We start from the raw sequence: 22,858 nt of genomic DNA, 5'->3' as shown, positions 1-22,858 counted from the left end.
TGCGACCTCAGGCGGGAAGGAAGTTCTCGCGCGCGAGCGGGGCGATCTCGAGCCCGTCGGCGTCGGCACGCGTGATCCATCGCAGCTCGGCGATCTCGGCGGCGATCGCCGGCACCTGGGCGCCGATATCGGCGACGAACACGTCGGCGACCACGACGAACCCGGGCTCGTTGGCGGCGGCGGCCGTGAACTCCCCGAGCGGGCGCAGGTCGCGGGGATCCACGCGCAGACCGAGCTCCTCCTCGAGTTCACGGCTGAGCGTCTCGTCGGGCGACTCTCCCGGCTCGGGCTTGCCGCCGGGCTGCATGAATGCCGAGGTGCCCTCCTTCCGCACCAGCAGCAGACGACCATCGCCGTCGGCGATGACGGCGGCCGACACACGGATGCTGCGCGGGGCCGGTTCAGCGGAAGAACTCACCCCGGAACGCTAACAGCCCGCGCGTCGTAGAATCTCGTGTGCCTCCCGAGACTTCTGCCGCGACCGACCTGCCGCCCAGCGGCATCGACCCCTCAGACCTCGAGGTCACCCTGCGGGTGCTGGACGGGATGGCCGGGCTCGACGAGACGCACCCGGACTTCGTCGCCGTGCGCCGCGCGACGGCCGCGATGTTCAAGGCCGTCAAGAAGGTGCGCCGCCGCGAGATCCGCGAGGCGATCGCGCAGGCCGATCGCGACGTCGTCGCCGCGACGGCGACCGGAGCACCCGACCGCATCGACGATGAGACGCGCGGCATCCCGATCTCGACGGCGACCACGGCGCCGACGGCCGGCACGCTCATCAAGGCGCGCGCCTGCTACATCTGCAAGCAGCCGTACACGCTCGTCGACGCGTTCTATCACCAGCTCTGCCCCGAATGCGCCGCCATGAGTCACGCCAAGCGCGACGCGCGCACCGACCTCACGGGCAAGCGCGCCCTGCTGACGGGCGGCCGCGCCAAGATCGGGATGTACATCGCGCTGCGACTGCTGCGCGACGGGGCGCACACCACGATCACGACCCGGTTCCCGCGCGACGCCGTGCGGCGCTTCAGCAGCCTGCCCGATGCGCCCGAGTGGATCGACCGGCTCAAGATCGTCGGCATCGACCTGCGCGACCCCGCGCAGGTCATCGGGCTCGCGGACGACGTCGCGGCGGCCGGGACCCTGGACATCCTCATCAACAACGCGACGCAGACGGTACGGCGCTCGCCGGGCGCCTATCAGCCGCTCGTGGACGCCGAGCTCGCACCGCTTCCCGACGGCCCCCTGCCCGAACTCGTGACGTTCGGCCACACCAATGACCGTCATCCCCAGGCTCTTGAGCGCTCGATCACGGCGCACCCGATCCTGGCTGCCGCCGCCGCGCGCGCCGACGAGCTCACCGAGCAGGCGATGACGGCGGGATCGAGCTCGCTCGAGCGACTCGCCGCCGGCACAGCGATCGATGCGGGCGGATTGCTTCCCGATCTCGACCACGTCAACTCGTGGACGCAGCACGTGCAGCACGTCGACCCGCTCGAGATGCTCGAGGTGCAGCTGGCCAACACCACGGCGCCGTTCCTCCTCGTCTCGAAACTCCGCCCGTCGTTGGCGGCGAGTCCCGCGCGTCGCACCTACGTCGTCAACGTCAGTGCCATGGAGGGCGTGTTCGGCCGCGGGTACAAGGGTCCCGGGCACCCGCACACCAACATGGCGAAGGCGGCCGTCAACATGCTCACCCGCACGAGCGCGCGCGAGATGTTCGAGAGCGACGGGATCCTCATGACGAGCGTCGATACGGGGTGGATCACCGACGAGCGCCCCCACTACACGAAGGTGCGCCTCGCCGAGGAGGGCTTCCATGCTCCGCTCGATCTCGTCGACGGTGCGGCGCGCGTCTACGACCCGATCGTGCGCGGCGAAGCCGGCGAAGACCTCTTCGGCGTCTTCCTCAAGGACTACGCCCCGGGAGCCTGGTGACCGCTGACGAACGTGCGGCCGGGCGCGGACGCATCGCGATCCCCGCACCCGGCCACCGCGTCGTGGTGCGCTACCTGCTCGCCTCCGGTCTGGCGACGGATGCCCTCGGTGAGCTGCTCAGCGCCGATGAGACCACCGTCGTGGTCGATGGCAAACGGGGCATCGACCGCATCGCGAGGGCGGACATCATCGCGGCGAAGGAAGTGCCGCCCGCTCCCGAGCCGCGACCGCGGTGACGCGCCCGTAGCGGACCGGCCGAATCCTAGCCCGGGTCCGCCCCTGCTGACCTCGTCATCGCCGGCTTCACCGACGACACCCCGTGGACCGAGACGGCCGCCACGACGGCGCCGTATACGGAATCGACCAACGCAGACGGCGCAGCCCGGCGCCATGTGATGCTCGCCCCGATGGGCGAGAACGCGTTCCTCGTGAGCGTCGAGCGGTTCCTCCGGAACGCGGAGGGCTGAGGCATGGCGATCCGTTTCGGAAGAAACGAGCTTCCGTCCGGCCAGGAGGAGGCGCTGCGCCGCGCGATCCGCATCGAGTGGTTCACGATCGCGCTCGTCTACCTGGTGATGGGCAATTCACACGGATTCCATCGCGCGGTCGGGGTCGCCCACCTCGTCGCCGGGGTCGCGCTGCTCGCGATGGGTCTGTTTCTCATCGTCGATTCCGTAACGGGCCTCCTCGCGGCCGAGCATCCGCCCATCGGGTCGGTCGAGCTCTTCGGCCAGACGGTCTGGCTGGGCTGGCTCATGATGTTCGTCATGGCGCTCACGATCCCGCTGCCGGTGTACTTCGGCCGCGTAAAGATGAAGCTCGCCGAGCAGCTGCACGACAAGGTGCTGTACGCCGATGCCGACATGAACAAGGCGGACTGGATGACCGCCGTCGGTTCGATCGTCGGCGTGGGCGGCATCGGGCTGGGCTTGTGGTGCACCGACTCCGTCGCGGCCCCTTCATCGCCGCGAGCACCCTGTGGGACGGGTACAAGAACATGAAGTCGGCCATCACCGACCTGATGGACACCGCAGCGACCACCTTCGACGACAGTGAGCCGCACCCCCTCACGGCTCAGATCGACGAGGTGCTTCGGCGCCAGCCCTGGGTGCGGGCCGCCGTCGAGGAGCTGCCCGAAGAGGTCGGCGCTCCCTCCGAGCGCCAGACCGAGCGCAACCTCTGAACCGCGCGGCTACACGACATCGCGCGCCGCGCGCCATCCACCGGCGGCCCGCCGTGACGGCGGTGGATCCTCAGGCTGTGTCAAGGGCGTTCCCCCACCGGGCGGTGCGACGCACGATGGTGTGCATGGACAGACACGACCCGGACCGTACCCGCCCAGGATCCGACCTCGCGGGCGATGACTTCACCGAGCAGATGCACGAGGGAGAGCAGCAAGCCGATGCCGCGAGCGGATCGACCGAGGGGGCCGCCGATGCTCCCGCGGAGCGCTAGCGTCCATCTTCCGAAATCCCGGCCGTCGTCGGCGCATGGGATGAGTCCTTTCTCCTCCACGCGACGCTAGGCGAGCCACCCCGCCGCCGCACCGGGGTTGACGTTCGACCCATCCCGTGGAATCGGCCCCGCGCCAGCCCGGGGCGTCGCGCTCACGGTCAGAAGGCGGGCTGGATCGTTGGGTTGGATTCGATCACCTCGCGCACCTCGTCGCTCGCGAACGCGGCTTTGAGAGCCTGCGTCGCGGCGGAGCTGGCGTCTTCATCGCGCACGACCAGGTTCAGCACGAAGCGATCGTCGAGCTCGGTGATGAGGCCGTCGTCGTCAGGGGTGAGTCCGAGCGCACTGATGTGCGAGGGCCACTGGAAGACGAGGTCGGCCTCGTCGTAGGCGGCGTTGAGGGCGCTTATGCCGACCTCGAGGAACTCGAGGTCCTTCGGGTTGGCGGTGATGTCGGCGACGGTCGCGGCGTACGGGTCGACGGCGGGGTCGAGGGTGATGACGCCTTCGTCGGCGAGCAGCTTGAGTGCGCGACCGAGGTTCGACGAGTCGTCGGGGATCGCGACCGTGCCGCCCTCGGGAAGGTCGGCGATGTCGTCGATCGTCTTGGAGTAGAACGCGATGACGAAGTTGTAGACCGGCTGCACCGCAACGAGCGTGCCGTCGTTGCCGGCGTTGAACGTCTGCATGTACGGCTCGTGCTGCGAGAAATTCGCGAACACCTCGCCGGAGTTCACGATGACGTTCGCCGTCACGTAGTCGGACACCTCGACGAGCTCGATCTCGTAGCCGTCCTCGATGGCCTCGGCGGCCGCCTTGACGACATCGGTCATGGGCGAGGTGACCGCGGCGACCTGGATCGTCACCGGCTCGTCGCCGGCGGGCTCGGTCTGCGCGTCGCCGCCCGATGCACAGCCTCCGACGAGGAGCGCGGAGGCGACGAGGCCGGCGAGGATGCCGAAGCGGGCTTTTGCCATGGTGGTTCTTCTCTTCTCTCTGGTGGGGTTTTCTGCGCGGAAGACTCAGCGGTGATCGAGGCGCTGCGACGTGCGGTAGCCGACCGCCTGGATCGCGAGGACGCACACGATGATGATGAGGATCGTGATGTACATGAGGGCGTCGTTGTACTCCTGGTAGCCGTAGCGCATCGCGAAGTCGCCGATGCCGCCGCCGCCCACGACGCCGAGCACCGTGGAGTAGGACAGCAGGCTGATAGCCGCCGAGGTGAGCGCGTAGACGAGGCCGGATCGGGCCTCGGGAAGCAGTACGCGCAAGACCGCCTGCGGGAGTGTCGCCCCCATGGCATCGGCGACCGTCGAGATGCCCGCGGGGATCTCGCGCAGGATCTGTTCGACCAGGCGCGCGTAGATGGCGACGGCGACGAAGCAGAGGGGGAGGGTCGCCGCCTGTGTGCCGAAGCTCGTGCCCATCACGAGGCGCGTGAACGGGATGAGGAAGACCACGAGCAGCAGGAACGGGAAGGAGCGCACGATGTTGATGTACATGTTCGCCGCCGTCCAGAAGACGCGGTGCTCGGCCAGTCCGCCGCGCTGGGTCAGGAAGACGACGACGCCGAGCGGCAGACCGATGAGCACGGCGGCGGCGAGTGACACGACGAGCATGTAGCCCGTCTCGGCGAGCGCCTCGACGATGGCGTCGCCGTACTCGCTGAACAGGTCGGTGAGCCAGGTCACGACATCAGCTCCCGTCGCACCTGTTCGCGATACGTCGGCAGCGTGGGGTACTCGGTGCGCGCGACGCGGAACACCTCTTGCAGCACGCCGCGCTCGAGCAACGCCGCGCGGTCGCAGAGCGCCTTGACGACATCGAGGTCGTGCGTGATGACGACGACCGTCGTGCCGAGCTCGGCGCGTGCGTCGCGCAGCACCCGAAGCACGTCGGAGGTCGTCGCCGTGTCCAGCGACGAGGTCGGCTCGTCGCAGAGCAGCAGGGTGGGTCGCGCCACGAGAGCCCGCGCGAGGCCGACGCGCTGCCGCTCCCCGCCGCTCAGCTGGGCGGGGTAGTGGTCGGCTCGGTGAGAGAGCCCGACGAACGCGAGAATCTCATCGACGGCTTCCTGCTGTTCCCGGCGGTTCGTCCGCTTCGCGAGTGTGAGGGGTAGGGCGACGTTGTCACGCACGGTGCGACTGCTGAGCAGGTGGATGCCTTGGAACACGACGCCGATGTCACGGCGCAGCCTGCGCAGGGAGCGCCGCCCGAGCCGGGCGACGTCGGCACCGTCGACGGTCACGGTTCCCGCCGTCGCCGTCGTGAGCCCGTTGATGAGTTGCAGCAGCGTCGACTTGCCGGCGCCGCTTTCGCCGATGACGCCGAAGATCTCGCCGCGTTCGATCGTGAGGTCGACGTCGCTCAGGGCGGGTCGCCCCTCGGTGTGCGCGCCGAAGCGCTTCGTGACGGCGTCGAACGTCACGATGGCCGGCTCGATTGTGCCCATCGGGTCTGGTCGCTTCCTGATCGCGCCGTACACCGCCCGGCTAGTTTCTGTACAGCGTCCAATTATACTGATGGGATGAGTGCACGGTACCGAACCGAAGCTGTCAACCGCGACGGAGGCGACGGCGTGAGCCTCGTGCCGGGAGGTCTCGAGGTGACCGTGGCCTCCCCGCTCGCGGAGGGTTCGCCCACCGCCGCCGCGACCAATCCCGAACAGCTCGTCGCCCTGGCCTGGGCGACCTGCCTCAATGCGACGGCGCAGGTGATCGTGCGCGGCGCACAGCGCACGGCCGTGCGCGTCGAGGTCGAACTGCACGACGCAGACCCCGGCCCCGGGCTCGAGTTCCACGTCGACGCCTACCTGTCGGTCGAGGATGCCGACGCCGCCGAAGCGGAGCGCGTTCTCGGCGCCGCCCACGCACGGTGCCCCGTGTCCAAGCTGCTCGCCGGAGCGGCGACGGTGCGCGTCCATGCCGAGGAATTCTCGGCCGCATGATACGTAGTCGCACGTAGACTGACCCGCAGTGTCACTGTCGTCGTCGCGTGAAAGAGGCTCACATGGTCGATTCGTACCGTCCCCCGATCGAGGACTACACGTTCCTGCTGAGCGAGGTGTTCGGCACCGACCTCGTCGCCCGCGCGACCGCAGGGGAGCTCACCGCTGATGACGCGACCGAGATCCTCGCCGCGGCGGGTGAGTTCGCGGCGTCGGTCATCGCCCCCCTCGAAAGGATCGGCGACCAGGTCGGCGCCCGCCTCGAAGACGGCGACGTGCACCTGCCCGGCGGCTTCGCCGAGGCCTACCAGGCTTTTGTCGAGGCCGGATGGGTCACCGCCGAGGCTCCCGTCTCGGCGGGCGGCGACGGGCTGCCCGGCGGCATCCGCGCGGGTCTCGGCGAAATGTGGAACGCGTCGAACGCGGCGTTCGCGCTGTGCTGGCTGCTGACGGCCGGGCAGATCCACGCGCTCGACGCTGCGGCATCCGATGAACTGCGCGAGACCTACCTGACCCAGCTCGTGTCCGGGCGCTGGACGGGCACGATGAACCTCACCGAACCTGCCGCGGGCACCGATCTCGGCGCCATCCGCACGCTTGCGACGCCGCGCGGCGACGGCAGCTGGGCGATCCGCGGGCAGAAGATCTTCATCACGTGGGGCGATCACGACATCGCCGAGAACATCGTCCACCTCGTGCTGGCGCGCACGCCGGGAGCACCCGAGGGGGCGAAGGGCCTTTCGCTGTTCGTCGCGCCGAAGTTCCTCGTGGCCGGCGACGGCTCGCTCGGGGAGCGCAACGCCATCACGACGGTCGGGATCGAGCACAAGCTGGGCATCCACGGCAGCCCGACCTGTGTGCTGGACTACGCCGACGCGACCGGTTACCTCGTCGGCGAGCTGCACGGGGGCCTTGCAGGCATGTTCGTCATGATGAACTCGGCGCGCGCCGGCATGGGATTCCAGGCGACCGGCATCGCCGATCGCGCGTACCAGGGTGCCGCCGACTACGCCCTGCAGCGCCTGCAGGGTCGCGTGCTCGACCGTCCCGCGGGGACGCCGATCGCCGAGCACCCCGACGTTCGTCGACTGCTGCTGTCGATGTCGAGCAAGATCTTCGCGATGCGGGCGCTCGGGGTCTACGTGGGCGACCTGCTCGACCGTGGCGAGACCGATCCGGCGGTCGCGACCCTCGCCGAGTTCTTCGTGCCGATCCTCAAAGGCTGGACGACCGAAGACGCCATCGGCGTCACGAGCGACGCGGTGCAGGTCTTCGGCGGAATGGGCTTCATCGAAGAGACGGGCATCGCGCAGCACTACCGCGACGTGCGCATCACGACGATCTACGAGGGCACGACGGCGGTCCAGTCCAACGATCTCGTCGGACGCAAGGTGCTGCGCGACAGCGGCAAGACGGCAGAGCACCTGTTCGACCTGATCGACGAGACGGTGGCCGCTCTTCGTCCTCTCGACGCGGCGACGGGCGACCCGCTGACGCGCGCCGTCGAGGCGGCCCGACGCGCCACGACCGCCCTGCTCGCGTTCGACGGATCGCGCGACGCGTACGCCGTCAGCGTGCCCTACCTCATGCTGCTCGGCACACTCGCCGGCGGATGGATGCACGCGCAGGCGGTCGCCGCCGTGCTCGCGCACCCTGCCGAGACCGAGACGGATGCGGCACGGCTGACCGCCGCGAGGTTCTACAGCGCGCACCATCTGCCCCGCGTGCACGCGCTCGCCGAGACGGTGGCCGCCGGCGAGATCGCCTGATCCCTGCGCTGCCGCTGCAGCTGATGACGCTCGTCGCGAGCACGGAGCGAGCGCTGCGGCTGCGATACAACGGGCTCCTCGACGGCGGAGATTGAGCGCATACCACACGGCGAGCCCGGTAGCGCGCTATCCTTCGGCATGATCGCGATCCTCGCCGCGGTTGCCGCAGCGCTCGCGGCCCTCCTGCACGTCTACATCTTCGTCATGGAGAGCGTGCAGTGGAGTCGACCGCGGATCTGGCGTCGGTTCGGCGTGCGCGATCAAGCGGCGGCCGACGCGACGAAGTCCATGGCGTACAACCAAGGGTTCTACAACCTGTTCCTCGGGATCGGCGCGATCATCGGGATCGTGCTCTTCTTCGCGGATGAGCGCGGGACCACGGTGTCGGTCGCGGGGTTCACGCTCGTGCTGTTCGCGCTCGGGTCGATGGCCGCGGCGGCGCTCGTGCTGCTGACCACCGGTCGCGGCTATCTGCGGGCGGCGCTCGTGCAGGGGACCCTGCCCCTCGTCGGGTTCGTGCTGATGCTCTTCGCGTGATGCCCTGAGCGCGGGCCGTTGGCAACCCCCTCGCCACTATTCGCGCGATGCGGGATGGTGGGGTGAGCCGCGTTGACCGGTCGACGGTGGCGAACTGTCTCGGCGATGACGAAGGGGGTCGGATGACGGTGCAGGCCACGTCTTTCTGGGTGGAAGAACCCGGCCGCGGTGCGCTTCGACGCGAGAAGATACGCGATCCCGACTTCGGTGAAGCCCGCGTGCGCACGACGTACACCGGCATCAGCCGGGGAACCGAGTCGACGGTGTTTCGCGGTGAGGTGCCCGAGCGCGAGCACTCCCGCATGCGGGCGCCCCTCCAAGAGGGGGACTTTCCGGCGCCCGTGAAGTACGGCTACCTGAACGTCGGCGTCGTCGAGACCGGGCCGTCGAGTCTCGAAGGCCGCACCGTCTTCACCCTCGCGCCGCACCAATCCGCCTTCGTCGTGCCCGAGGACGCACTCCTCCCCGTGCCCGACGGCGTGCCCGCCCGCCGCGCGGTGCTCGCGGGAGCGGTCGAGACGGCGGTCAACATTCTGTGGGATGCCGCACCTCTCGTCGGCGACCGCATCACCGTGATCGGTGCGGGCATGATCGGCTGTGCCGTCGCCCGTCTGGCCCGCGGCATCCCGGGCGTGCAGATCGCGGTCGTCGATGTCGACGAGACGAAGGCCGACGTGTGCGCCGCGCTCGACGTCGCGTTCCACCTGCCCGACGACGCTCCTCCCGGCCGGGAGATCGTGATCGACACGAGCGGATCCGCCGAGGGCCTGCGCACGGCGCTTCGCACCGCGGCGACCGAGGGCGAGATCATCGAGGCCAGCTGGTTCGGCAGCCGCGAAGTCAGTCTGCCGCTGGGCGAGGACTTCCACTCGCGAAGGCTCACGATCCGCTCGAGCCAGGTCGGCGTCGTGCCCGCGCGCCGACGCGGAACCCGCACAACCGGGGATCGGCTCGAGATCGCGCTGCGGCTGTTGCGCGACCCCGCCTACGACGCACTTCTCACGGGCGAGTCATCGTGGACCCGACTGCCCGAGACGATGGCGGCGATCGCCGCCGGAGAGCTGCGCGGGCTCTGCCACGTCATCGATTGGAAGGACGACGAATGACCTACACGCTCACGGTGCGCGACCACATGATGATCGCGCACAGCTTCAGCGGCGAGATGTTCGGCCCCGCGCAAAGGCTGCACGGGGCGACTTTCGTCGTCGACGCGGCCTTCCGTGCCGCCGAGCTCGATGCGAACGGTGTGGTCGTCGACATCGGCCGCGCCTCTGAGGTGCTGAGCGGCATCCTGTCGTCGCTGACCTACAGCAACCTCGACGATGATCCGCGCTTCACGGGCGTCAACACGACGACGGAGCGACTGTGCGAGTACGTCGCGCAGCAGCTCGTGACGGCGGCGCGCGACGGTGATCTCGGGGAGGGCGCCGACAGGATCGACGCCATCGCCGTGACGCTGCACGAATCGCACATCGCCTGGGCCACCTACGAGGTCTCGTTGTGACGGATGCCCTGAGCTTCGTCGTGCCACGTGGGCTCGATGATCCCGCGCGGGTGAGCGGGGGGAACGTGTACGACCGTCAGGTGCGCGACGGGCTCCTGCGCACGGGGTGGCGCGTGCGCACCGTCGAGGTCGAGCCCGCGGAGGCCCGGCGCGCGCTCGAGGCAGAACCCGACGGCGCCCTCGTGCTCGTGGACGGGCTCGTGGCGGGGGCCTCGGCTGGGGCGATCGAGGCCGCCTCTGAGCGACTGCGGATCGTCGTGCTCGCGCACATGGTGTCCTCGGCGTTTCCGCAGCCCGAGCCCACCATGGTCGAACGCGAGCGGCGCGCTGTGCGCGCGGCACGCGCTGTCATCGCGACGAGCGATTGGACGGCGGCGCAGCTCGAGCGGGATGACATCGCGGTGGCCGCTCCGGGCACCGCTCCCGCCGCCGTCGCGAGCGGGACGCCCGATGGCAGAGGCCTGCTGTGCGTCGGCGTGCTCGCGCCGCACAAGGGGCAGGACGTCCTGATCGCGGCGCTGACTGAACTCACCGGCATCCCTGACTGGCACTGCACGCTGGCGGGCGCGACCGATGTGGATCCTGCCTTCGTCGAGGGCCTTCGCGATCAGCTGCACGAGGCCGGTCTGCATGAACGCGTCGACCTCGTCGGTGTGTGCTCGGCGGAGGAGGTCGACCGCCTGTACGACCGCACCGATCTGCTCGTCGTGCCGACGCGCGTCGAGGCGTACGGCATGGTCGCCGGCGAAGCGCAGGCGCGGGGTATCCCCGTCATCGCGAGCAGGGTGGGCGGTGTGCCCGAGGCGGTCGCCGAGGACGCCGCACTGCTCGTGCCGCCCGGCGACGCCGGAGCGCTCGCGGACGCCCTTCGGCAGTGGATGACCGACCCGGCTCTGCGCGGTCGTCTCACGAAGGCAGCCCGGCGCGCCCGTCCGCTCCGACGCGGGTGGGACACGACCGTGGCACGCGTCTCGGATGCCCTGGCGGGTGTGCGATGACGCGGCCGTACGTGACGCTCAGCGCAGCGATGTCGCTCGACGGATGCCTCGACAGTGCCGCGCCGCACCGGCTGGCGATGTCGAACGAGGCCGACTTCGACCGCGTCGACCAGCTGCGAGCCGACAACGACGCCATCATGGTCGGCGCCTCGACGGTGCGCCGGGACAATCCGCGACTGCTCGTGCGCAGCGAAGAGCGTCGTCGCGAACGGGTCGCGCAGGGCCTTCCCGCGACGCCCGCGAAGGTCACGATCACGGCGACCGGCGATCTGCCCGCCGATTCGTCGTTCTTCACGCTCGGCGATGTCGAGAAGATCGTCTACTGTCCCCGCAGCGCGGTCGGGCACCTCACGAGAGAACTGGGGCATCTTGCGGCGATCGTGGGCTTGGACGGCGAGACGCCGATGGCCGAGCTCATCGCCGACCTCGGGGCGCGGGGCATCGGGAGGCTCATGGTCGAAGGCGGCGGGCGTGTGCACACGCAGTTCCTCGTGCAGCGCCTCGCCGACGAGCTGCAGCTCGTGATCGCGCCGTTCTTCGTGGGGGAGGCAGGCGCGCCGCGCTTCGTGCACCCGGGAGAGTTCCCGTGGGACGACGAGCACCGTGCGCAGCTTCTCGAGACGCGGCCCATCGGCGATGTCGTGCTGCTGCGCTACGCGCTGTCGTCGCGGTGTCCGAGCGAGGCCGCCGGGGCGACGACGCCGTGAGCCGCCGCGGCCGCGACGACCTGGATCGTCGCGAGAGTCGGGTCGGCCGCATAGGCGATGCGACCGCCGTCGGCGCGCGTCGCGCGCAGCGCATCGAGTGCGGCCTGCGTCACGACCTCGCCGGGAGCGAGGACGGGCACTCCGGGCGGGTAGGGCGCGATCAGCTCGGCGCAGGGGCGCCCGACCGCGGCGTCGGCGTCGACGCTCTCGTGCGCGGCGAAGAACGCTTCGCGCGGGGTGAGCGCCTGACGCGGTTCGACGACCCAGGCCGATGAAGCCGCGACCTCGCGCGCGCTGCCGCGGTGACGGTCGACGGCCACGATGAGGCCGTCGACGAGACGGTCGACCGTCTGCTCGTCGTCGGCGAGCGTGATCATCGGCACGAGCACGTCGCGGTCGGCCATCTCGAGGCTGATCCCGCGGTCGAGCAGGTCGGCCTCGATCGCGTGCCCGTGGGCGCCGGTGCCGGCGATGAGCACGACCAGCTTCGCGGGATCGACGGCGAGCCCGGCCCGGCTCTGCAGCACCTCGACGCCCTCGACCGCGCTGAGCCGGGCGCGGGCGCGCGCGACCAGGGCGACGAGCCGGCCGATGAGGCGCTCGCCGTCGTGCTCGAGCAGCGCGCGCGACGCGTCGGTGCTCGCGAGGATCGCTCCGGCAGGGCTCGTCGAGTGCGACGCCTCGAACCCGCGCTCGAGCCGGTCGGGGTCGAGCAGGCCGCCCGCGCGCGTCGTGCGGGCGATGAGCAGGGCCGCTTGACTCCAGGCCGGCAGCGTCTTGTGTGCGCTCGTCACGAGCGCATCCGCGCCCCGGGCGAGAGCGTGACCGGGCACGAGCGGCGAGAAGCCGAAGTACGCCGCCCACGCCGCATCCACGACGAGCGGCACCCCGGCCGCATGCGCGACCCGAGCGATCTCGCCGATGTCCGAGAGGGTGCCGGTATACGAGGGGTCGCCGATCAGGACACCGCACGCGTCAGGGTTCGCCGCGAGCGCCGATGCCACCACCTCGACCGGCACGGCGCCGGGGAGCCCCGTCACGGCATCGATCTCGGGCCGCACCCACACCGGTCGCAGGCCCGCGAACACGATGCCGAGCAGCACCGAACGGTGCAGCGTGCGCGAGACGACGACGGACTGGCCGGGGCGGCCGAGTGCGAGCACCACCGCCTGATTCGCGTGCGTCGATCCGCCCGTCGACAGCCGCGCCCAGTCCGCGCCCCACGCTGCAGCGGCGCGCGCCTCGGCGTCGGCGAGCAGACCGTGTGACTGCTTCATCGTGTCGAGACCGGCGAACAGCGGCACATCGCCGCGGATCACCTCGCCGACGAGGTCGCGTCCGTGCTTGTGGCCGGGGATGCTGAACGGCGTGACGGCGCCGGCGTCGGCGGCCGCCATGTAGCGCTGCCATGCGTCGAGGAGCGGCGCATCGTGGGGGATGAGGCTGGGCACACGCACGACCCTAGCGAGGACGGCGCCGAGGGGGCCTCGGCAGGGCGCGCCCCGCTGCGGCGCGTGCGCGATAGCATCCCCACAGTGAATCCCGAAGACTCGACCTCGACGCCCGACGCAACGCTCGGCGAGACCGTCCTCGTCGTCGGTGCCGGACGGATGGGCGCCGCCCTCACGGCGGCCCTCGCCGATGCCGGCGTCGCGGTGCGCGGGCCCGCCGCACGGGGTGCGACGGGTGAGGACGTCGACATCGTGCTGCTCGCCGTGCCGGACACCGCGATCGCCGAGGCCGCGGCCCACATCGCGCCGGGACGACTGGTGGGGCATCTCTCGGGTGCGCTGACGCTCGACCCCCTCGCGGGGCACGAGGCGTTCAGCATCCATCCGCTCATGACCGTCACGGGTGCCGGCGCCCGCTTCGCGGGGGTCCCCGCCGCGCTCGCGGCCTCGACGCCGCGGGCCGCGCGCGCGGCCGCGATGCTCGCGACGGCTCTCGGTCTGAAGGCTTTCGAGGTCGACGACGTCGATCGCGTCGCGTACCACGCCGCAGCGAGCATCGCCGCGAACTTCCTCGTGACCGTCGAGGGATTCGCCGCGGAACTCGCCGCGACCGCCGGTGTCGACCGGTCGGCCCTCGTGCCGCTCGTGCGTGCGGCGGTCGAGAACTGGGCGGACCACGGCGCCTACGTCGCGCTCACGGGCCCGATCGCCCGCGGAGACGACGAGACCGTGCGACAGCAGCGTGCCGCTGTCGCCGAGCGTCTGCCCGGACGCCTCGAGCTCTTCGACGCGCTCGTGTCGGCGACGCGGGACCTGGCCGCCGCAGAGCCGCAGGGGAGACCGTCATGATCGTCGTTCGCACCGTCGCCGAACTGCGCGACGCGCTCGCCGCACGCGGAAGCGGGAGTGTCGGCTTCGTCCCCACCATGGGTGCTCTCCACGAGGGCCACCTGACCCTCCTGCGCGCGGCGCGCGAGGCCGACGACACCGTCGTGCTGTCGATCTTCGTCAACCCGACGCAGTTCACGGACGCCGCCGACCTCGATGCGTATCCGCGCACCGAGCAGCGCGATGCCGAGCTGGCGGCATCCGTCGGCACAGACATCGTGTTCGTGCCGACAGCCTCTGAGATGTACCCCGCCGGTTCTGCCACGACGGTGAGCGTCACGGGCCACATCGCCGAGACGCTCGAGGGTGCGCACCGCGGCCGCGGGCACTTCGACGGCGTCGCCACCGTCGTCGTCAAGCTGCTGCTGGCGGTGCGGCCCGATGTCGCGTACTTCGGTGCCAAGGATGCGCAGCAGGTCGTCATCGTGCGCCGTGCCGTCACGGATCTCGGACTGCCCGTGCGCATCGCCGTCCGCCCCACCTCACGCGACGCCGACGGGCTCGCGCGATCCAGTCGCAACGTTCTGCTGTCCCCGTCTGAGCGCGAGCGGGCTCTTTCGATTCCCCGTGCGCTTCGCGCGATCCGGGATGCCGCGGCCTCGGGGGAGCGCGACACGCGTGTGCTCCGGGCGCACGCCGCCGAAGTGCTCGCCGCAGCGGGGCTGACCGCCGAGTACGTCGCGATCGTCGACCCGGATACCCTCGAGGAGATGCGGGAGGTCGATCGCGCCGCGCTCGTCGCCGTCGCCGTCCGGGTGGGGGCGACCCGCCTGATCGACAACGTCGTGCTCGCGCCGGAGGGAGAGTCGTCATGACGCACCGTGCGCCGATCACGATCACGCGTTTGACCCAGATGAAGGCCGATTCCGAGCAGATCGTCATGGTGACGGCATACGACCATCCCTCGGGGCGCATCGCCGATGCGGCCGGAGTCGACATGGTGCTCGTGGGTGACTCGGGCGCCCAGGTCGTGCTCGGCCACGCCTCGACGGTGTCGGTCACGGTCGACGAGATGCTCGTGCTGGCCGGCGCCGTGCGGCGCGCCGTGCACACCGCGTTCGTCGTGTGCGACCTGCCGTTCGGCTCGACCGAGGTGTCGGACGAGCAGGCCGTCGCCACAGCCGTGCACTTCGTCAAGCGCGCGGGCGCCGACGCCGTCAAGCTCGAGGGAGCGACCCCGCCGCGGCTGTCGCGCATCCGGGCCATCGTCGACGCCGGCATCCCCGTCGTCGGTCATGTCGGCCTCACGCCGCAGACCGCCGTCGCGCTGGGCGGCCTGCGAGCCCAGGGCCGCACGGAGGATTCCGCCGCGCGTCTGGTCGACGATGCCCTCGCCGTGCAGGATGCCGGAGCGTTCGCGCTCGTCGTCGAAGCCGTGCCCGCCGAGATTCTCGCCGTCGTGCTCCCGGCGCTGCGCATTCCGGTGATCGGCATCGGCGCAGGACCGGCCGACGGGCAGGTGCTCGTGCTGCACGACCTGCTGGGCATCACGCCGGGCAAGCTCCCTACCTTCGTCAAGCGGTTCGCCGACATCGGCGATGCCATGACCGCCGGCGTCGCCGCGTATGCCGACGCCGTCCGAAGCGGGGCGTTCCCCGCCGCCGAGCACACGTACCGGTCGCGCCCCGAAGCCGTCGAAGCTGCCCGCGCGGCGCTGGAACGGCGGACCTCAGCGCTGTGATGCCGGAGGCGAAGGGGCAGTGAGGGCGCTCACGGTCGTCGTCGCGCCGGACTCGTTCAAGGGCACTCTCGATGCGCGGGCGGTGGCCGAGAACATCGCGCGCGGATGGCGTTCGGTGCGCCCGTACGACACGATCGTGACGCTGCCGCAGGCCGACGGCGGAGAGGGAACGCTCGACGCGATCGCCGCGTCCGTCGCGGGGGCGCGCTGGGCGGAGCCGGCGCCGGTCACCGGTCCCGACGGCTCCCCGGCGCCGGGGAGCTATCTGCTCCTGCCCGACGGCACGGCGTGCATCGAGCTCGCGCTGACGTCGGGGCTCCCGCTCATGCGCGCACCCGACCCGTTCGGCGCGACGACGCGCGGCGTCGGCGAGGTCATCGCGCGGGCACTCGCCGACGGCGCTCGGCGTGTGCTGCTCGGACTGGGCGGCTCGGCATCGACCGACGCCGGCGCCGGCGCGCTGGCCGCCCTCGGACTGCGCCTGCTCGACGGGCAGGGGAGGCCCATCGCGGACGGGGCCGCCGGGCTTTTCGACGTGCGCGTCGTCGAGCGTGCGCACCTCCTCGCGCCGCCGCCGGGTGGCATCCGCCTGCTGTGCGATGTCACGGCGCCGCTGCTCGGGGCCGGCGGCGCCGCGGAGACATTCGGGCCGCAGAAGGGCGCGACGCCCGATCAGATCGCCGATCTGGAGCGCGCGCTGCGGCTCTTCGCGGATGCCGCGGGAGCATCCGATGCCGCCCGGGCCCTGCCCGGGGCGGGGGCGGCCGGCGGCACGGCGTTCGGGTTCATGGAGTTCTGGGGCGCGGTCGCCGAGCCCGGCGCCGCGACGATCTCGCGGCTGACGGGGCTCGACGACGCGCTCGCGCAAGCCGACGTCGTGATCACGGGTGAGGGGCGGTTCGATGCCACGAGCCGGACGGGCAAGGTCGTGGGCTCCGTGCTGAGTGCCGCCCAACGGGCGCGCGCCGGGTCGATCGTGATCGCCGGCGCTGTGGAGGGGGAGGCCCCGGGCAGCACGACGGTGTCGCTCACTGAGCTCGCCGGCGACGCGGAGGCCGCGATGGCGGATACCGCTCGATGGCTCAAAGTGGCGGGCGCGACGGCGGCAGACCGCGCGCGCTGCTAGGCCGTGTTGATCAAGAGGATGACGCGTTGCTGGGCCACTCGGCCCATGGCCCGGAGACGTTCCGCAGGATTGCTTCCGCGGCCTTGAGTCGCTCGGGCGCAATGCCTTGCTCCCGGGATCCCCCCGAGTTCGCGCCATCGGGATACGTGAACGCATACCCGACCCAGGCGTCGAGGTCTCGTCGTTCGATGGTCTCGTGATAGTGCCCGGTCACGACGGCGAGCACTTGTCGCTCGAGGTTGTCGGCTTCGGCTGGCCAGTTCGAGTCGCAGGCGTCGCATCCGCAGACCGGATAGTGGAAGTCATTGAGCACTCCCGCGTGCATGTAGATCCCCGGGTACGCGGTGAAGACCAAGGTCACGGATGCGCATGTCGGGTCCTTCGGTCGAATCCGTGCGGCTCGCACCACCTCGTGATACGAGGCATGGAGCAGATCCTCGGCTGCTTCCACGCCCTCCTCGACTTCGACGTCGTAGGTGTCACGGAGGTGCGCGATGAGAGCGTCGGCGACGGTGTGGAGCGGCGCGAATCGTTCGGGGTGCGTGTCTACCGAGTATGTGTCCTCCGGTGGCGACCCATCCCACCGGTTCCCGTAATCGATGATCTGCCCATCGGCGTCACGGAAGATCGGCGCGTCGATCGACGGACGCACGTAGGAACTCACCTCGTCATCCTCGCGCATAGACGCGACATCGGTCGAGCCGTCGCTCAGGCCGAACGGGAGAGGTCCGTCTTGATCCAGATGAGCGTTGCGGCGAGACAGACTGCGGCGCGGTAGTTGCGGGCGAGCTTGTCGGAGCGCATCGCGATCCCGCGCCCCTGCTTGAGCCGATTGAAGCACCGCTCGACCACATTGCGGTCCTTGTAACGCTCCTTCTGTTGCTCGCCGAAGTCGATCGGCCGTCCACTCCTCTTCCGGCGGTGCGCGATCTGACGGGCGGATTCCTCCCCCTCATAGCGACGGCGCTCATCGCTTCGTTCGGTCACTGGTGGATCATCATCGTTTACCTGGGATTCTTGACTGCGGTCACCTTGGTCGCGCTGGCCTTCGGTCCGGAGACGAACAAGGAAGACATCGAGGCGGTGCCCGCCGACGACGTCTCGCGTGTGACTGCCGACTAACGGAGCAGCATCTGACGTGCCCGATCGTGAATCTGAGATCGGGCACGTCGGCTGTACCTCGAGCAGTCAGCCGCCCGGGCGCCCCGTGAACTCGTCCATCGAGGAGTAGACCTTGAAGACGCGCGCCGCGACGGTGTCCCATACCCGGGTCGGCAGCACCCCGCGCAGCGCCATCGCGAGCTTCACCGTCCACGGTCGCAGGACGACCGGGGTGCCGCGCACCATGCCGTTCCACGCGGCGGCCGTTGCCTGTCTCGGCGTCATGATGGGGGTCATCAGCGGCCCGCGCGCGCCCGCGAACATGCCCGTCGAGACGTAGCTCGGGCAGAACGTCGTGACGGCGACGTGGCGATGTCCGGCCTTTTCGAGCTCGAGGCGCACCGAGTCGCTCCAGCCGATCATCGCCCACTTCGAAGCCGCGTAGACGCTCATGTTCGGGTTGGCGAGGGTGCCCGCGGCCGAGGCGATGTTGAGGATGCGCTTGGGTCTGGCGGCATCCGCGATCATGTCCGGCAGCACTTCGCGCGTGAGCCACATCGCGGCGAGCACGTTGACCCGTATCGTCGCCTCGATGTCGCGTTCGGGATCGTGCTCCCAAAAGGGTGCGCCCCGCACGATGCCGGCGTTGTTGATCACGATGTCGGGTGCGCCGAGATCGTCACGCACCTGGGCGATTCCGCGCCGGATGTCGTCGAGCTGCGAGATGTCGACGCGATAGGCGCGCGCATCGACACCGGATCGCGACAGTTCGGCGGCGACCTGCTGCGCGAGAGTTTCGTCGATGTCCCACAGGGCGATCGCGCGGGCCCCCGCGGTCACGGCGCGCCGCGCGTAGATCTCGCCCATCCCGCGGGCCGCGCCCGTGATGAGCACCGTCGCCCCGCGGACGGGGTTGTTCTCGCGTCGGTCGGTCATGGATCCTCCGGTCGCTGTGATTCGTCGGTCTTCGAACCATAATCGAGCTCCTCAGGAGGTGAGGGGCCCGGCAGGGACGGGACTGCGCTACTCGTTCGCGCCTGCCCTTCGGGCGGCGCCTGTCTCGATGAGTTCCGCGCAGGCCGCCAGCCACTGGTTGCGGTGCACCGTCTCGCGGGCGAGCAGGAAGCTCAGCAGGTCTCGCACGCCGTGGTCGTCGGTCAGGCGATGGAGTCTGGCGATCTGCAGGCGGCCGTGCACCTCGGCGTGGACGTTGGATCGGAACTCCGAGAGCAGATGCCCACCCGCTGTGGTGGACGACCCCGACGAGAGTGCGCCGATGCCGTCGGCGGCGGGTGCGCCCGCGACGATGCCGTGCTGCACGTCGGTGCCGCCGATGACGGCGGCCACGGTGGGATCCGCCCGCACGGCGTGCTCGGTGATGTCCGGTGGAGACTTCTCGAGCAGCTGCGCGATCATCACAGCGAGCATCTCGACGTGGCCCATCTCTTCCGCCCCGATTTCGAACACGAGGTCGCGGTACCTGCCGGGGAGAGACATGCTCCATGCCTGGGACTGGTACCGCAGGGCGACCGTGATCTCGCCGTACTGGCCGCCCAGCACGTCTTGCAGCTTGCGCGCGTAGACGGCGTCGGGGCGCTCCGGGCTCACCGTGCGCAGAAGATCTCGCCAAGGGACGAACATGGCCCCCTCCTCACCCGCCGCCCGTCGACGAGACAGCGGATGGGACCACTCCACGCCGATCGAGACGGCAAAGCACGGGGATTGCGGACCGGGCGAGGACCGGCTAATGGCAGGGGGAGACCGTCGATCGCAAGGGTTCGGCGGTCGAGCGTGAGGGGCGCGCTATTCCCGCTTCAGTTTGTCCTGCGCGGCGCCCGCGAGCTTCTCGACGGTGTTCGGCAGCTCGGTCGTTCCGTAGAACCGAGAGTCGGGGTGCGTCGGGGGCGGCATCGGTGCCTCTGCTGTCGGCTCGGCGACGTACGAGAACTCTCCGTGGCCGTCGGGGGTGGGGCCGCTCGCCCAGCGACCGTCGGCGGCGGCTGGGCCGTCCGAGAAATTGATGTACTGGTACGAGACGTCGCGTTCCTCTTTCGAGAGTGGGAAGTTGCTGGGCACGGGAAGCTCCTCGGTGCCTTCCTCCATGAGCTCAGCGCAGGCCGCAAGCCACTGATTCTGGTGCATCGTGTCGCGGGCGAGCAGGAAGCTCAGCAGGTCTCGCACGCCGTGGTCATCGGTCATGTGGTAGAGCCGGGCGACCTGCACGCGACCCTGCATTTCGGCGTTGGCGTTCGCCTGGAAGTCCGCCAGCAGATTGCCGCTCGCCGTGATGTAAGACCCCGACCAGGGGTTGCCCATGCTGTCCACGGCGCGCGCTCCCGCGCCCGCGACGATGCCGTGCTGCACATCGGTGCCGCCGATGACGGCGGCCACGGTGGGATCCGCCTGGACGGCATCCTCGGTGATGCCGAGCGGAGACTTCTCGAGCAGTTGCGCGATCATGACCGCGAGCATCTCTACGTGGCCCATCTCCTCTGCGCCGATACCGAAGACGAGGTCGCGGTACTTGCCGGGGATGTGCATGTTCCACGCCTGGAACTGGTACTGCAGCGCGACCGTGATCTCGCCGTACTGGCCACCCAGCACTTCTTGCAGCTTGCGCGCGTAGACGGCGTCGGGGCGCTCCGGCGTCGCCTTGTGCTGGAGCTCTTGCCGGTGGAAGTACATGTCACTCTCCTCACCCGCCGCGGGTTGGGGGAACGGCGGATGAAATCACTCCACGCCGATTGACGCTGCAATGCACGGGGGTTGCAGCGGGAGCGAGGAACCGATATTGGCAGAGGGTCAGGACACGGGGTTCGCGGGGCGCTCGGTTCCGGCCAGGCGCGCATCGGTCATCGTGTCGCGCAGGCCGAGTCCGCTGCGGACGTCGTCGCTGATCGCCCGTCGGCTTGCGACGACCGTCTCGGCCTGACGGAGCACGGTGTCGATGTGAGCGCGCGGGACGACGACGAAGCCTGTCGGATCAGCGAACACCAGATCGCCTTCGTGCACGACGCGACCGGCGATGTGCACGGGCTGCCCGGCGGTGCGCTGCTGCAGTCGGCCGCGCGCAGACGCAGGGACCGTGGCGCGGGCGTAGACGGCGAGGCCGAGCCGGCGGTTCTCCTGCACGTCGCGCATGGCGCCGTCGATGATGACGCCGCGGATGCTGCGAAGACTCGCGCCCAGTCCGAGGATGCCACCCCACGCCGCGACGTCGGTGCGTCCGTCGTTGTCGACGACCAGGACGTCGTCCTCGCCGGCGGCATCCACCACCTCGGTGAGGATATGCGTGTGCAGCACGTCCTGGTGGCGCGGCTCGAGCTGCGCCGTGCGCGCATAGCCGATGACCGGCGCGTCGACCGTGAGCGGGAGGAGCCCGCCCACTCCGGACAGCAGGCTCAGAGAATCCAGCGCATCGCTGACGGCGGAGGTCTCCAGGGTGGCGTAACGATCGAGCAGGCTCATACGTCCATGACATCGCACGGCGCCCCCGGAGTACAGTGCGGCGCGCGGGCGACTCAGGTTGCCGTCTCGCGGGAATCGGGGCGTGCTTCACTGGAGACGACGTCGGGAACGGAGCTCGCCATGGACGCACAGCACGTGCAGGTGTGCGTCATGGGAGTGTCGGCCTCGGGCAAGTCGACGGTGGGGGCACTGCTGGCAGATGAGCTCGGCGCCGAGTTCATCGACGCCGACGATCTGCACCCGATCGAGAACACGGCCAAGATGGCGTCGGGCCGTTCACTCACCGATGACGATCGATGGCCCTGGCTCGACGCGGTCGGCGCACGATTCGCGGATGCCGCGACCCGGCGTCGAGACCTCGTGATCGCCTGCAGCGCACTCGCGCGCCGCTATCGCGACCGCATTCGGGAGGTGGCGCCGAGTGTCGTGTTCGTGCACCTCGGCGGATCACCTCAGCTGCTCATCACGCGCGCCGCGCGGCGTCGCGGTCACTTCATGCCGCCCGCCCTTCTCGCGTCGCAGCTCGAGGCGCTCGAACCCCTCGGGCCCGACGAGCTGGGGGTCGAACTCGACGTCGCCGCGGATCCGCCGGCACTCACCGCCGGGGCGGTCGCCTGGCTCGGTCGACGAGCATTGCCCTAGGGCGGCGAGTGCCGGGGGAGCGGTCAGGCTTCGACGTCGCCGCGCCAGCCCCCGGTCTCGACACCGCGGGATTCGATGAACTCCTTGAAGTTCTTCAGGTCCTTGCGCACGGCGTGGCCTCCGGCGCCGACGAGGGCACCGAGCTTCTCGGCGACGCCCTCGGGCTCCCAGTCGAGCTGGACCGTGACGCGCGTCGACGTATCGGTCAGCTTGTGGAAGGTCACGACACCGGCGTGCTCGGTCTCGCCCCCGACGCTTCTCCACGCGACGCGCTCGTCGGGGTGCTGCTCGGTGATCTCGGCATCGAACTCGCGCTGCTGCCCTGCGACGGTCACCTTCCACCGCGTGTGGGTGTCGTCGATCTGCGTGATCTCGTCGACCTCGTCGAGGAAGTGCGGAAAGCTCTCGAACTGCGTCCACTGGTTGTAGGCCGTGCTGACGGGGACGTCGACGTCGATGGTCTCGATGATCTGCACCACGATGGGTCCTCTCTGTTGGTCGTCTTCCCCCCATTCCACCCCGCGGCCGCCCACGTGGTCACGGGGTTGACACGACCGCACTCCGACGACACCTCGCGGATTCTCTCGGTTCCGCACCGTCCGATCAAGGGTCTGACAGATGGTCGTGCGAGCCGTCAGTGTGG

General features: G+C 70.1%; 29 protein-coding genes and 1 pseudogene. 18 read left to right on the top strand and 12 right to left on the bottom strand.

The window, feature by feature from the left end; all coding sequences use genetic code 11:
• Positions 1–7: 7 nt before the first annotated feature.
• Entirely contained in the window at positions 8–418 is a 411-nt protein-coding gene (locus AC25Y0_RS11025; protein ID WP_488121867.1) for an NUDIX hydrolase, read from the bottom strand.
• A 38-nt stretch (positions 419–456) separates the two neighbouring features.
• Here AC25Y0_RS11025 and AC25Y0_RS11020 point away from each other — a divergent pair, with 38 nt between their 5' ends.
• From AC25Y0_RS11020 to AC25Y0_RS11000, 5 genes are all read left to right on the top strand, one after another.
• Entirely contained in the window at positions 457–1,938 is a 1,482-nt protein-coding gene (locus tag AC25Y0_RS11020) for an SDR family NAD(P)-dependent oxidoreductase (RefSeq protein WP_488121868.1), read from the top strand.
• Positions 1,935–2,174: a putative acetyltransferase gene (locus tag AC25Y0_RS11015; RefSeq protein ID WP_488121869.1), complete on the top strand. Its 240-nt coding sequence runs from the start codon at positions 1,935–1,937 to the stop codon at positions 2,172–2,174. The genes AC25Y0_RS11020 and AC25Y0_RS11015 overlap by 4 nt, the downstream gene beginning before the upstream one ends.
• A gap of 234 nt (positions 2,175–2,408) precedes the next feature.
• The gene (locus AC25Y0_RS11010; RefSeq protein ID WP_488134666.1) at positions 2,409–2,939 is read left to right on the top strand and encodes a cation efflux transmembrane domain-containing protein; all 531 of its coding nucleotides are present in this window, start codon (positions 2,409–2,411) and stop codon (positions 2,937–2,939) included.
• Positions 2,936–3,121, top strand: a complete 186-nt coding sequence (locus tag AC25Y0_RS11005; RefSeq protein WP_488134665.1) for a hypothetical protein — start codon at positions 2,936–2,938, stop codon at positions 3,119–3,121. The genes AC25Y0_RS11010 and AC25Y0_RS11005 overlap by 4 nt, the downstream gene beginning before the upstream one ends.
• Before the next feature lie 125 nt (positions 3,122–3,246).
• Positions 3,247–3,393, top strand: coding sequence for a hypothetical protein (locus AC25Y0_RS11000; protein WP_488121871.1), 147 nt, complete (start codon positions 3,247–3,249; stop codon positions 3,391–3,393).
• Between the two features lie 158 nt (positions 3,394–3,551).
• Here the strand turns inward: AC25Y0_RS11000 and AC25Y0_RS10995 are convergent, their stop codons facing one another.
• The 3 genes from AC25Y0_RS10995 to AC25Y0_RS10985 are packed head-to-tail and all read right to left on the bottom strand — an operon-like array spanning position 3,552 to position 5,848.
• Positions 3,552–4,370: a MetQ/NlpA family ABC transporter substrate-binding protein gene (locus AC25Y0_RS10995; protein WP_488121872.1), complete on the bottom strand. Its 819-nt coding sequence runs from the start codon at positions 4,368–4,370 to the stop codon at positions 3,552–3,554.
• A 45-nt stretch (positions 4,371–4,415) separates the two neighbouring features.
• A complete protein-coding gene (locus AC25Y0_RS10990) occupies positions 4,416–5,087 on the bottom strand; it encodes a methionine ABC transporter permease (RefSeq protein WP_488121873.1) in 672 nt (223 codons plus the stop codon).
• On the bottom strand, positions 5,084–5,848 hold the full coding sequence (locus tag AC25Y0_RS10985) for an ATP-binding cassette domain-containing protein (protein ID WP_488121874.1): 765 nt from the start codon (positions 5,846–5,848) through the stop codon (positions 5,084–5,086). Before AC25Y0_RS10985 ends, AC25Y0_RS10990 begins: the two co-directional genes overlap by 4 nt.
• A 75-nt stretch (positions 5,849–5,923) precedes the next feature.
• Here AC25Y0_RS10985 and AC25Y0_RS10980 point away from each other — a divergent pair, with 75 nt between their 5' ends.
• The 7 genes from AC25Y0_RS10980 to AC25Y0_RS10950 all read left to right on the top strand — a co-directional run bounded on the left by AC25Y0_RS10980 (position 5,924) and on the right by AC25Y0_RS10950 (position 11,858).
• Positions 5,924–6,343 (top strand): OsmC family protein, encoded by a 420-nt coding sequence (locus AC25Y0_RS10980; RefSeq protein WP_488134664.1) that lies wholly within the window; start codon positions 5,924–5,926, stop codon positions 6,341–6,343.
• A gap of 62 nt (positions 6,344–6,405) precedes the next feature.
• The gene (locus AC25Y0_RS10975; protein ID WP_488134663.1) at positions 6,406–8,112 is read left to right on the top strand and encodes an acyl-CoA dehydrogenase family protein; all 1,707 of its coding nucleotides are present in this window, start codon (positions 6,406–6,408) and stop codon (positions 8,110–8,112) included.
• A gap of 138 nt (positions 8,113–8,250) precedes the next feature.
• Positions 8,251–8,649, top strand: a complete 399-nt coding sequence (locus AC25Y0_RS10970; RefSeq protein WP_488121877.1) for a DUF1304 domain-containing protein — start codon at positions 8,251–8,253, stop codon at positions 8,647–8,649.
• A 122-nt stretch (positions 8,650–8,771) separates the two neighbouring features.
• Positions 8,772–9,755, top strand: coding sequence for a zinc-dependent alcohol dehydrogenase (locus tag AC25Y0_RS10965; RefSeq protein ID WP_488134662.1), 984 nt, complete (start codon positions 8,772–8,774; stop codon positions 9,753–9,755).
• Positions 9,752–10,153 carry a 6-pyruvoyl trahydropterin synthase family protein gene (locus AC25Y0_RS10960; protein WP_488121879.1) on the top strand — a complete coding sequence of 134 codons (402 nt, stop codon included), beginning with the start codon at positions 9,752–9,754 and terminating at the stop codon, positions 10,151–10,153. The genes AC25Y0_RS10965 and AC25Y0_RS10960 overlap by 4 nt, the downstream gene beginning before the upstream one ends.
• Positions 10,150–11,151, top strand: coding sequence for a glycosyltransferase (locus AC25Y0_RS10955; RefSeq protein ID WP_488121880.1), 1,002 nt, complete (start codon positions 10,150–10,152; stop codon positions 11,149–11,151). Before AC25Y0_RS10960 ends, AC25Y0_RS10955 begins: the two co-directional genes overlap by 4 nt.
• The gene (locus tag AC25Y0_RS10950) at positions 11,148–11,858 is read left to right on the top strand and encodes a RibD family protein (protein ID WP_488121881.1); all 711 of its coding nucleotides are present in this window, start codon (positions 11,148–11,150) and stop codon (positions 11,856–11,858) included. The genes AC25Y0_RS10955 and AC25Y0_RS10950 overlap by 4 nt, the downstream gene beginning before the upstream one ends.
• Here AC25Y0_RS10950 and AC25Y0_RS10945 read toward each other — a convergent pair.
• Positions 11,804–13,309, bottom strand: coding sequence for an aminotransferase class I/II-fold pyridoxal phosphate-dependent enzyme (locus AC25Y0_RS10945; RefSeq protein ID WP_488121882.1), 1,506 nt, complete (start codon positions 13,307–13,309; stop codon positions 11,804–11,806). The genes AC25Y0_RS10950 and AC25Y0_RS10945 overlap by 55 nt on opposite strands.
• An 84-nt stretch (positions 13,310–13,393) precedes the next feature.
• Between AC25Y0_RS10945 and AC25Y0_RS10940 the strand changes: the two genes are divergently transcribed.
• The 4 genes from AC25Y0_RS10940 to AC25Y0_RS10925 are packed head-to-tail and all read left to right on the top strand — an operon-like array spanning position 13,394 to position 17,004.
• Entirely contained in the window at positions 13,394–14,158 is a 765-nt protein-coding gene (locus AC25Y0_RS10940; protein ID WP_488121883.1) for a DUF2520 domain-containing protein, read from the top strand.
• Complete coding sequence (gene panC / locus AC25Y0_RS10935) at positions 14,155–15,012, top strand: pantoate--beta-alanine ligase (RefSeq protein ID WP_488134661.1); 858 nt, start codon at positions 14,155–14,157, stop codon at positions 15,010–15,012. Before AC25Y0_RS10940 ends, panC begins: the two co-directional genes overlap by 4 nt.
• Positions 15,009–15,878 (top strand): 3-methyl-2-oxobutanoate hydroxymethyltransferase, encoded by an 870-nt coding sequence (gene panB, locus AC25Y0_RS10930; RefSeq protein ID WP_488134660.1) that lies wholly within the window; start codon positions 15,009–15,011, stop codon positions 15,876–15,878. The genes panC and panB overlap by 4 nt, the downstream gene beginning before the upstream one ends.
• A gap of 19 nt (positions 15,879–15,897) precedes the next feature.
• Positions 15,898–17,004 (top strand): glycerate kinase family protein, encoded by a 1,107-nt coding sequence (locus AC25Y0_RS10925; protein WP_488134659.1) that lies wholly within the window; start codon positions 15,898–15,900, stop codon positions 17,002–17,004.
• A gap of 10 nt (positions 17,005–17,014) precedes the next feature.
• Here the strand turns inward: AC25Y0_RS10925 and AC25Y0_RS10920 are convergent, their stop codons facing one another.
• Together AC25Y0_RS10920 and AC25Y0_RS10915 are read right to left on the bottom strand one after the other, a co-directional pair.
• On the bottom strand, positions 17,015–17,668 hold the full coding sequence (locus tag AC25Y0_RS10920; RefSeq protein ID WP_488134658.1) for a DUF6226 family protein: 654 nt from the start codon (positions 17,666–17,668) through the stop codon (positions 17,015–17,017).
• A 44-nt stretch (positions 17,669–17,712) separates the two neighbouring features.
• A pseudogene (locus AC25Y0_RS10915) lies at positions 17,713–17,880 on the bottom strand (transposase); the annotation flags it as partial.
• A 45-nt stretch (positions 17,881–17,925) separates the two neighbouring features.
• Here AC25Y0_RS10915 and AC25Y0_RS10910 point away from each other — a divergent pair.
• The gene (locus AC25Y0_RS10910; protein ID WP_488122306.1) at positions 17,926–18,126 is read left to right on the top strand and encodes a hypothetical protein; all 201 of its coding nucleotides are present in this window, start codon (positions 17,926–17,928) and stop codon (positions 18,124–18,126) included.
• 66 nt (positions 18,127–18,192) lie between these two features.
• Here the strand turns inward: AC25Y0_RS10910 and AC25Y0_RS10905 are convergent, their stop codons facing one another.
• The 4 genes from AC25Y0_RS10905 to AC25Y0_RS10890 all read right to left on the bottom strand — a co-directional run bounded on the left by AC25Y0_RS10905 (position 18,193) and on the right by AC25Y0_RS10890 (position 21,573).
• Entirely contained in the window at positions 18,193–19,041 is an 849-nt protein-coding gene (locus AC25Y0_RS10905) for an SDR family NAD(P)-dependent oxidoreductase (RefSeq protein ID WP_488134657.1), read from the bottom strand.
• A gap of 87 nt (positions 19,042–19,128) precedes the next feature.
• Positions 19,129–19,746: a manganese catalase family protein gene (locus AC25Y0_RS10900; protein WP_488134656.1), complete on the bottom strand. Its 618-nt coding sequence runs from the start codon at positions 19,744–19,746 to the stop codon at positions 19,129–19,131.
• Positions 19,747–19,908: 162 nt separating this feature from the next.
• Positions 19,909–20,790, bottom strand: a complete 882-nt coding sequence (locus tag AC25Y0_RS10895) for a manganese catalase (protein ID WP_488121890.1) — start codon at positions 20,788–20,790, stop codon at positions 19,909–19,911.
• A gap of 117 nt (positions 20,791–20,907) precedes the next feature.
• Complete coding sequence (locus AC25Y0_RS10890) at positions 20,908–21,573, bottom strand: RraA family protein (RefSeq protein ID WP_488121891.1); 666 nt, start codon at positions 21,571–21,573, stop codon at positions 20,908–20,910.
• 120 nt (positions 21,574–21,693) lie between these two features.
• Between AC25Y0_RS10890 and AC25Y0_RS10885 the strand changes: the two genes are divergently transcribed.
• Positions 21,694–22,215 carry a gluconokinase gene (locus AC25Y0_RS10885; RefSeq protein ID WP_488121892.1) on the top strand — a complete coding sequence of 174 codons (522 nt, stop codon included), beginning with the start codon at positions 21,694–21,696 and terminating at the stop codon, positions 22,213–22,215.
• A gap of 23 nt (positions 22,216–22,238) precedes the next feature.
• Here AC25Y0_RS10885 and AC25Y0_RS10880 read toward each other — a convergent pair whose 3' ends face one another.
• Positions 22,239–22,694 (bottom strand): SRPBCC family protein, encoded by a 456-nt coding sequence (locus AC25Y0_RS10880; protein WP_488121893.1) that lies wholly within the window; start codon positions 22,692–22,694, stop codon positions 22,239–22,241.
• Positions 22,695–22,858 lie beyond the last annotated feature (164 nt).

It is taken from the genome of Microbacterium sp. Y547 (assembly GCF_057669785.1).
This window is presented reverse-complemented; position numbering and strand designations above follow the sequence as displayed.

What these genes read in the sequence shown, in the direction of transcription:
- AC25Y0_RS11010 (WP_488134666.1), top strand. Translation starts at nt 2,409, where the DNA reads ATGGCGATCCGTTTCGGAAGAAACGAGCTTCCGTCCGGCCAGGAGGAG.
- AC25Y0_RS11005 (WP_488134665.1), top strand. Translation starts at nt 2,936, where the DNA reads ATGAAGTCGGCCATCACCGACCTGATGGACACCGCAGCGACCACCTTC.
- AC25Y0_RS11000 (WP_488121871.1), top strand. Translation starts at nt 3,247, where the DNA reads ATGGACAGACACGACCCGGACCGTACCCGCCCAGGATCCGACCTCGCG.
- AC25Y0_RS10995 (WP_488121872.1), bottom strand. Translation starts at nt 4,370, where the DNA reads ATGGCAAAAGCCCGCTTCGGCATCCTCGCCGGCCTCGTCGCCTCCGCG.
- AC25Y0_RS10985 (WP_488121874.1), bottom strand. Translation starts at nt 5,848, where the DNA reads ATGGGCACAATCGAGCCGGCCATCGTGACGTTCGACGCCGTCACGAAG.
- AC25Y0_RS10980 (WP_488134664.1), top strand. Translation starts at nt 5,924, where the DNA reads ATGAGTGCACGGTACCGAACCGAAGCTGTCAACCGCGACGGAGGCGAC.
- AC25Y0_RS10975 (WP_488134663.1), top strand. Translation starts at nt 6,406, where the DNA reads ATGGTCGATTCGTACCGTCCCCCGATCGAGGACTACACGTTCCTGCTG.
- AC25Y0_RS10970 (WP_488121877.1), top strand. Translation starts at nt 8,251, where the DNA reads ATGATCGCGATCCTCGCCGCGGTTGCCGCAGCGCTCGCGGCCCTCCTG.
- AC25Y0_RS10965 (WP_488134662.1), top strand. Translation starts at nt 8,772, where the DNA reads ATGACGGTGCAGGCCACGTCTTTCTGGGTGGAAGAACCCGGCCGCGGT.
- AC25Y0_RS10960 (WP_488121879.1), top strand. Translation starts at nt 9,752, where the DNA reads ATGACCTACACGCTCACGGTGCGCGACCACATGATGATCGCGCACAGC.
- AC25Y0_RS10950 (WP_488121881.1), top strand. Translation starts at nt 11,148, where the DNA reads ATGACGCGGCCGTACGTGACGCTCAGCGCAGCGATGTCGCTCGACGGA.
- panC (WP_488134661.1), top strand. Translation starts at nt 14,155, where the DNA reads ATGATCGTCGTTCGCACCGTCGCCGAACTGCGCGACGCGCTCGCCGCA.
- panB (WP_488134660.1), top strand. Translation starts at nt 15,009, where the DNA reads ATGACGCACCGTGCGCCGATCACGATCACGCGTTTGACCCAGATGAAG.
- AC25Y0_RS10905 (WP_488134657.1), bottom strand. Translation starts at nt 19,041, where the DNA reads ATGACCGACCGACGCGAGAACAACCCCGTCCGCGGGGCGACGGTGCTC.
- AC25Y0_RS10900 (WP_488134656.1), bottom strand. Translation starts at nt 19,746, where the DNA reads ATGTTCGTCCCTTGGCGAGATCTTCTGCGCACGGTGAGCCCGGAGCGC.
- AC25Y0_RS10895 (WP_488121890.1), bottom strand. Translation starts at nt 20,790, where the DNA reads ATGTACTTCCACCGGCAAGAGCTCCAGCACAAGGCGACGCCGGAGCGC.
- AC25Y0_RS10890 (WP_488121891.1), bottom strand. Translation starts at nt 21,573, where the DNA reads ATGAGCCTGCTCGATCGTTACGCCACCCTGGAGACCTCCGCCGTCAGC.
- AC25Y0_RS10885 (WP_488121892.1), top strand. Translation starts at nt 21,694, where the DNA reads ATGGACGCACAGCACGTGCAGGTGTGCGTCATGGGAGTGTCGGCCTCG.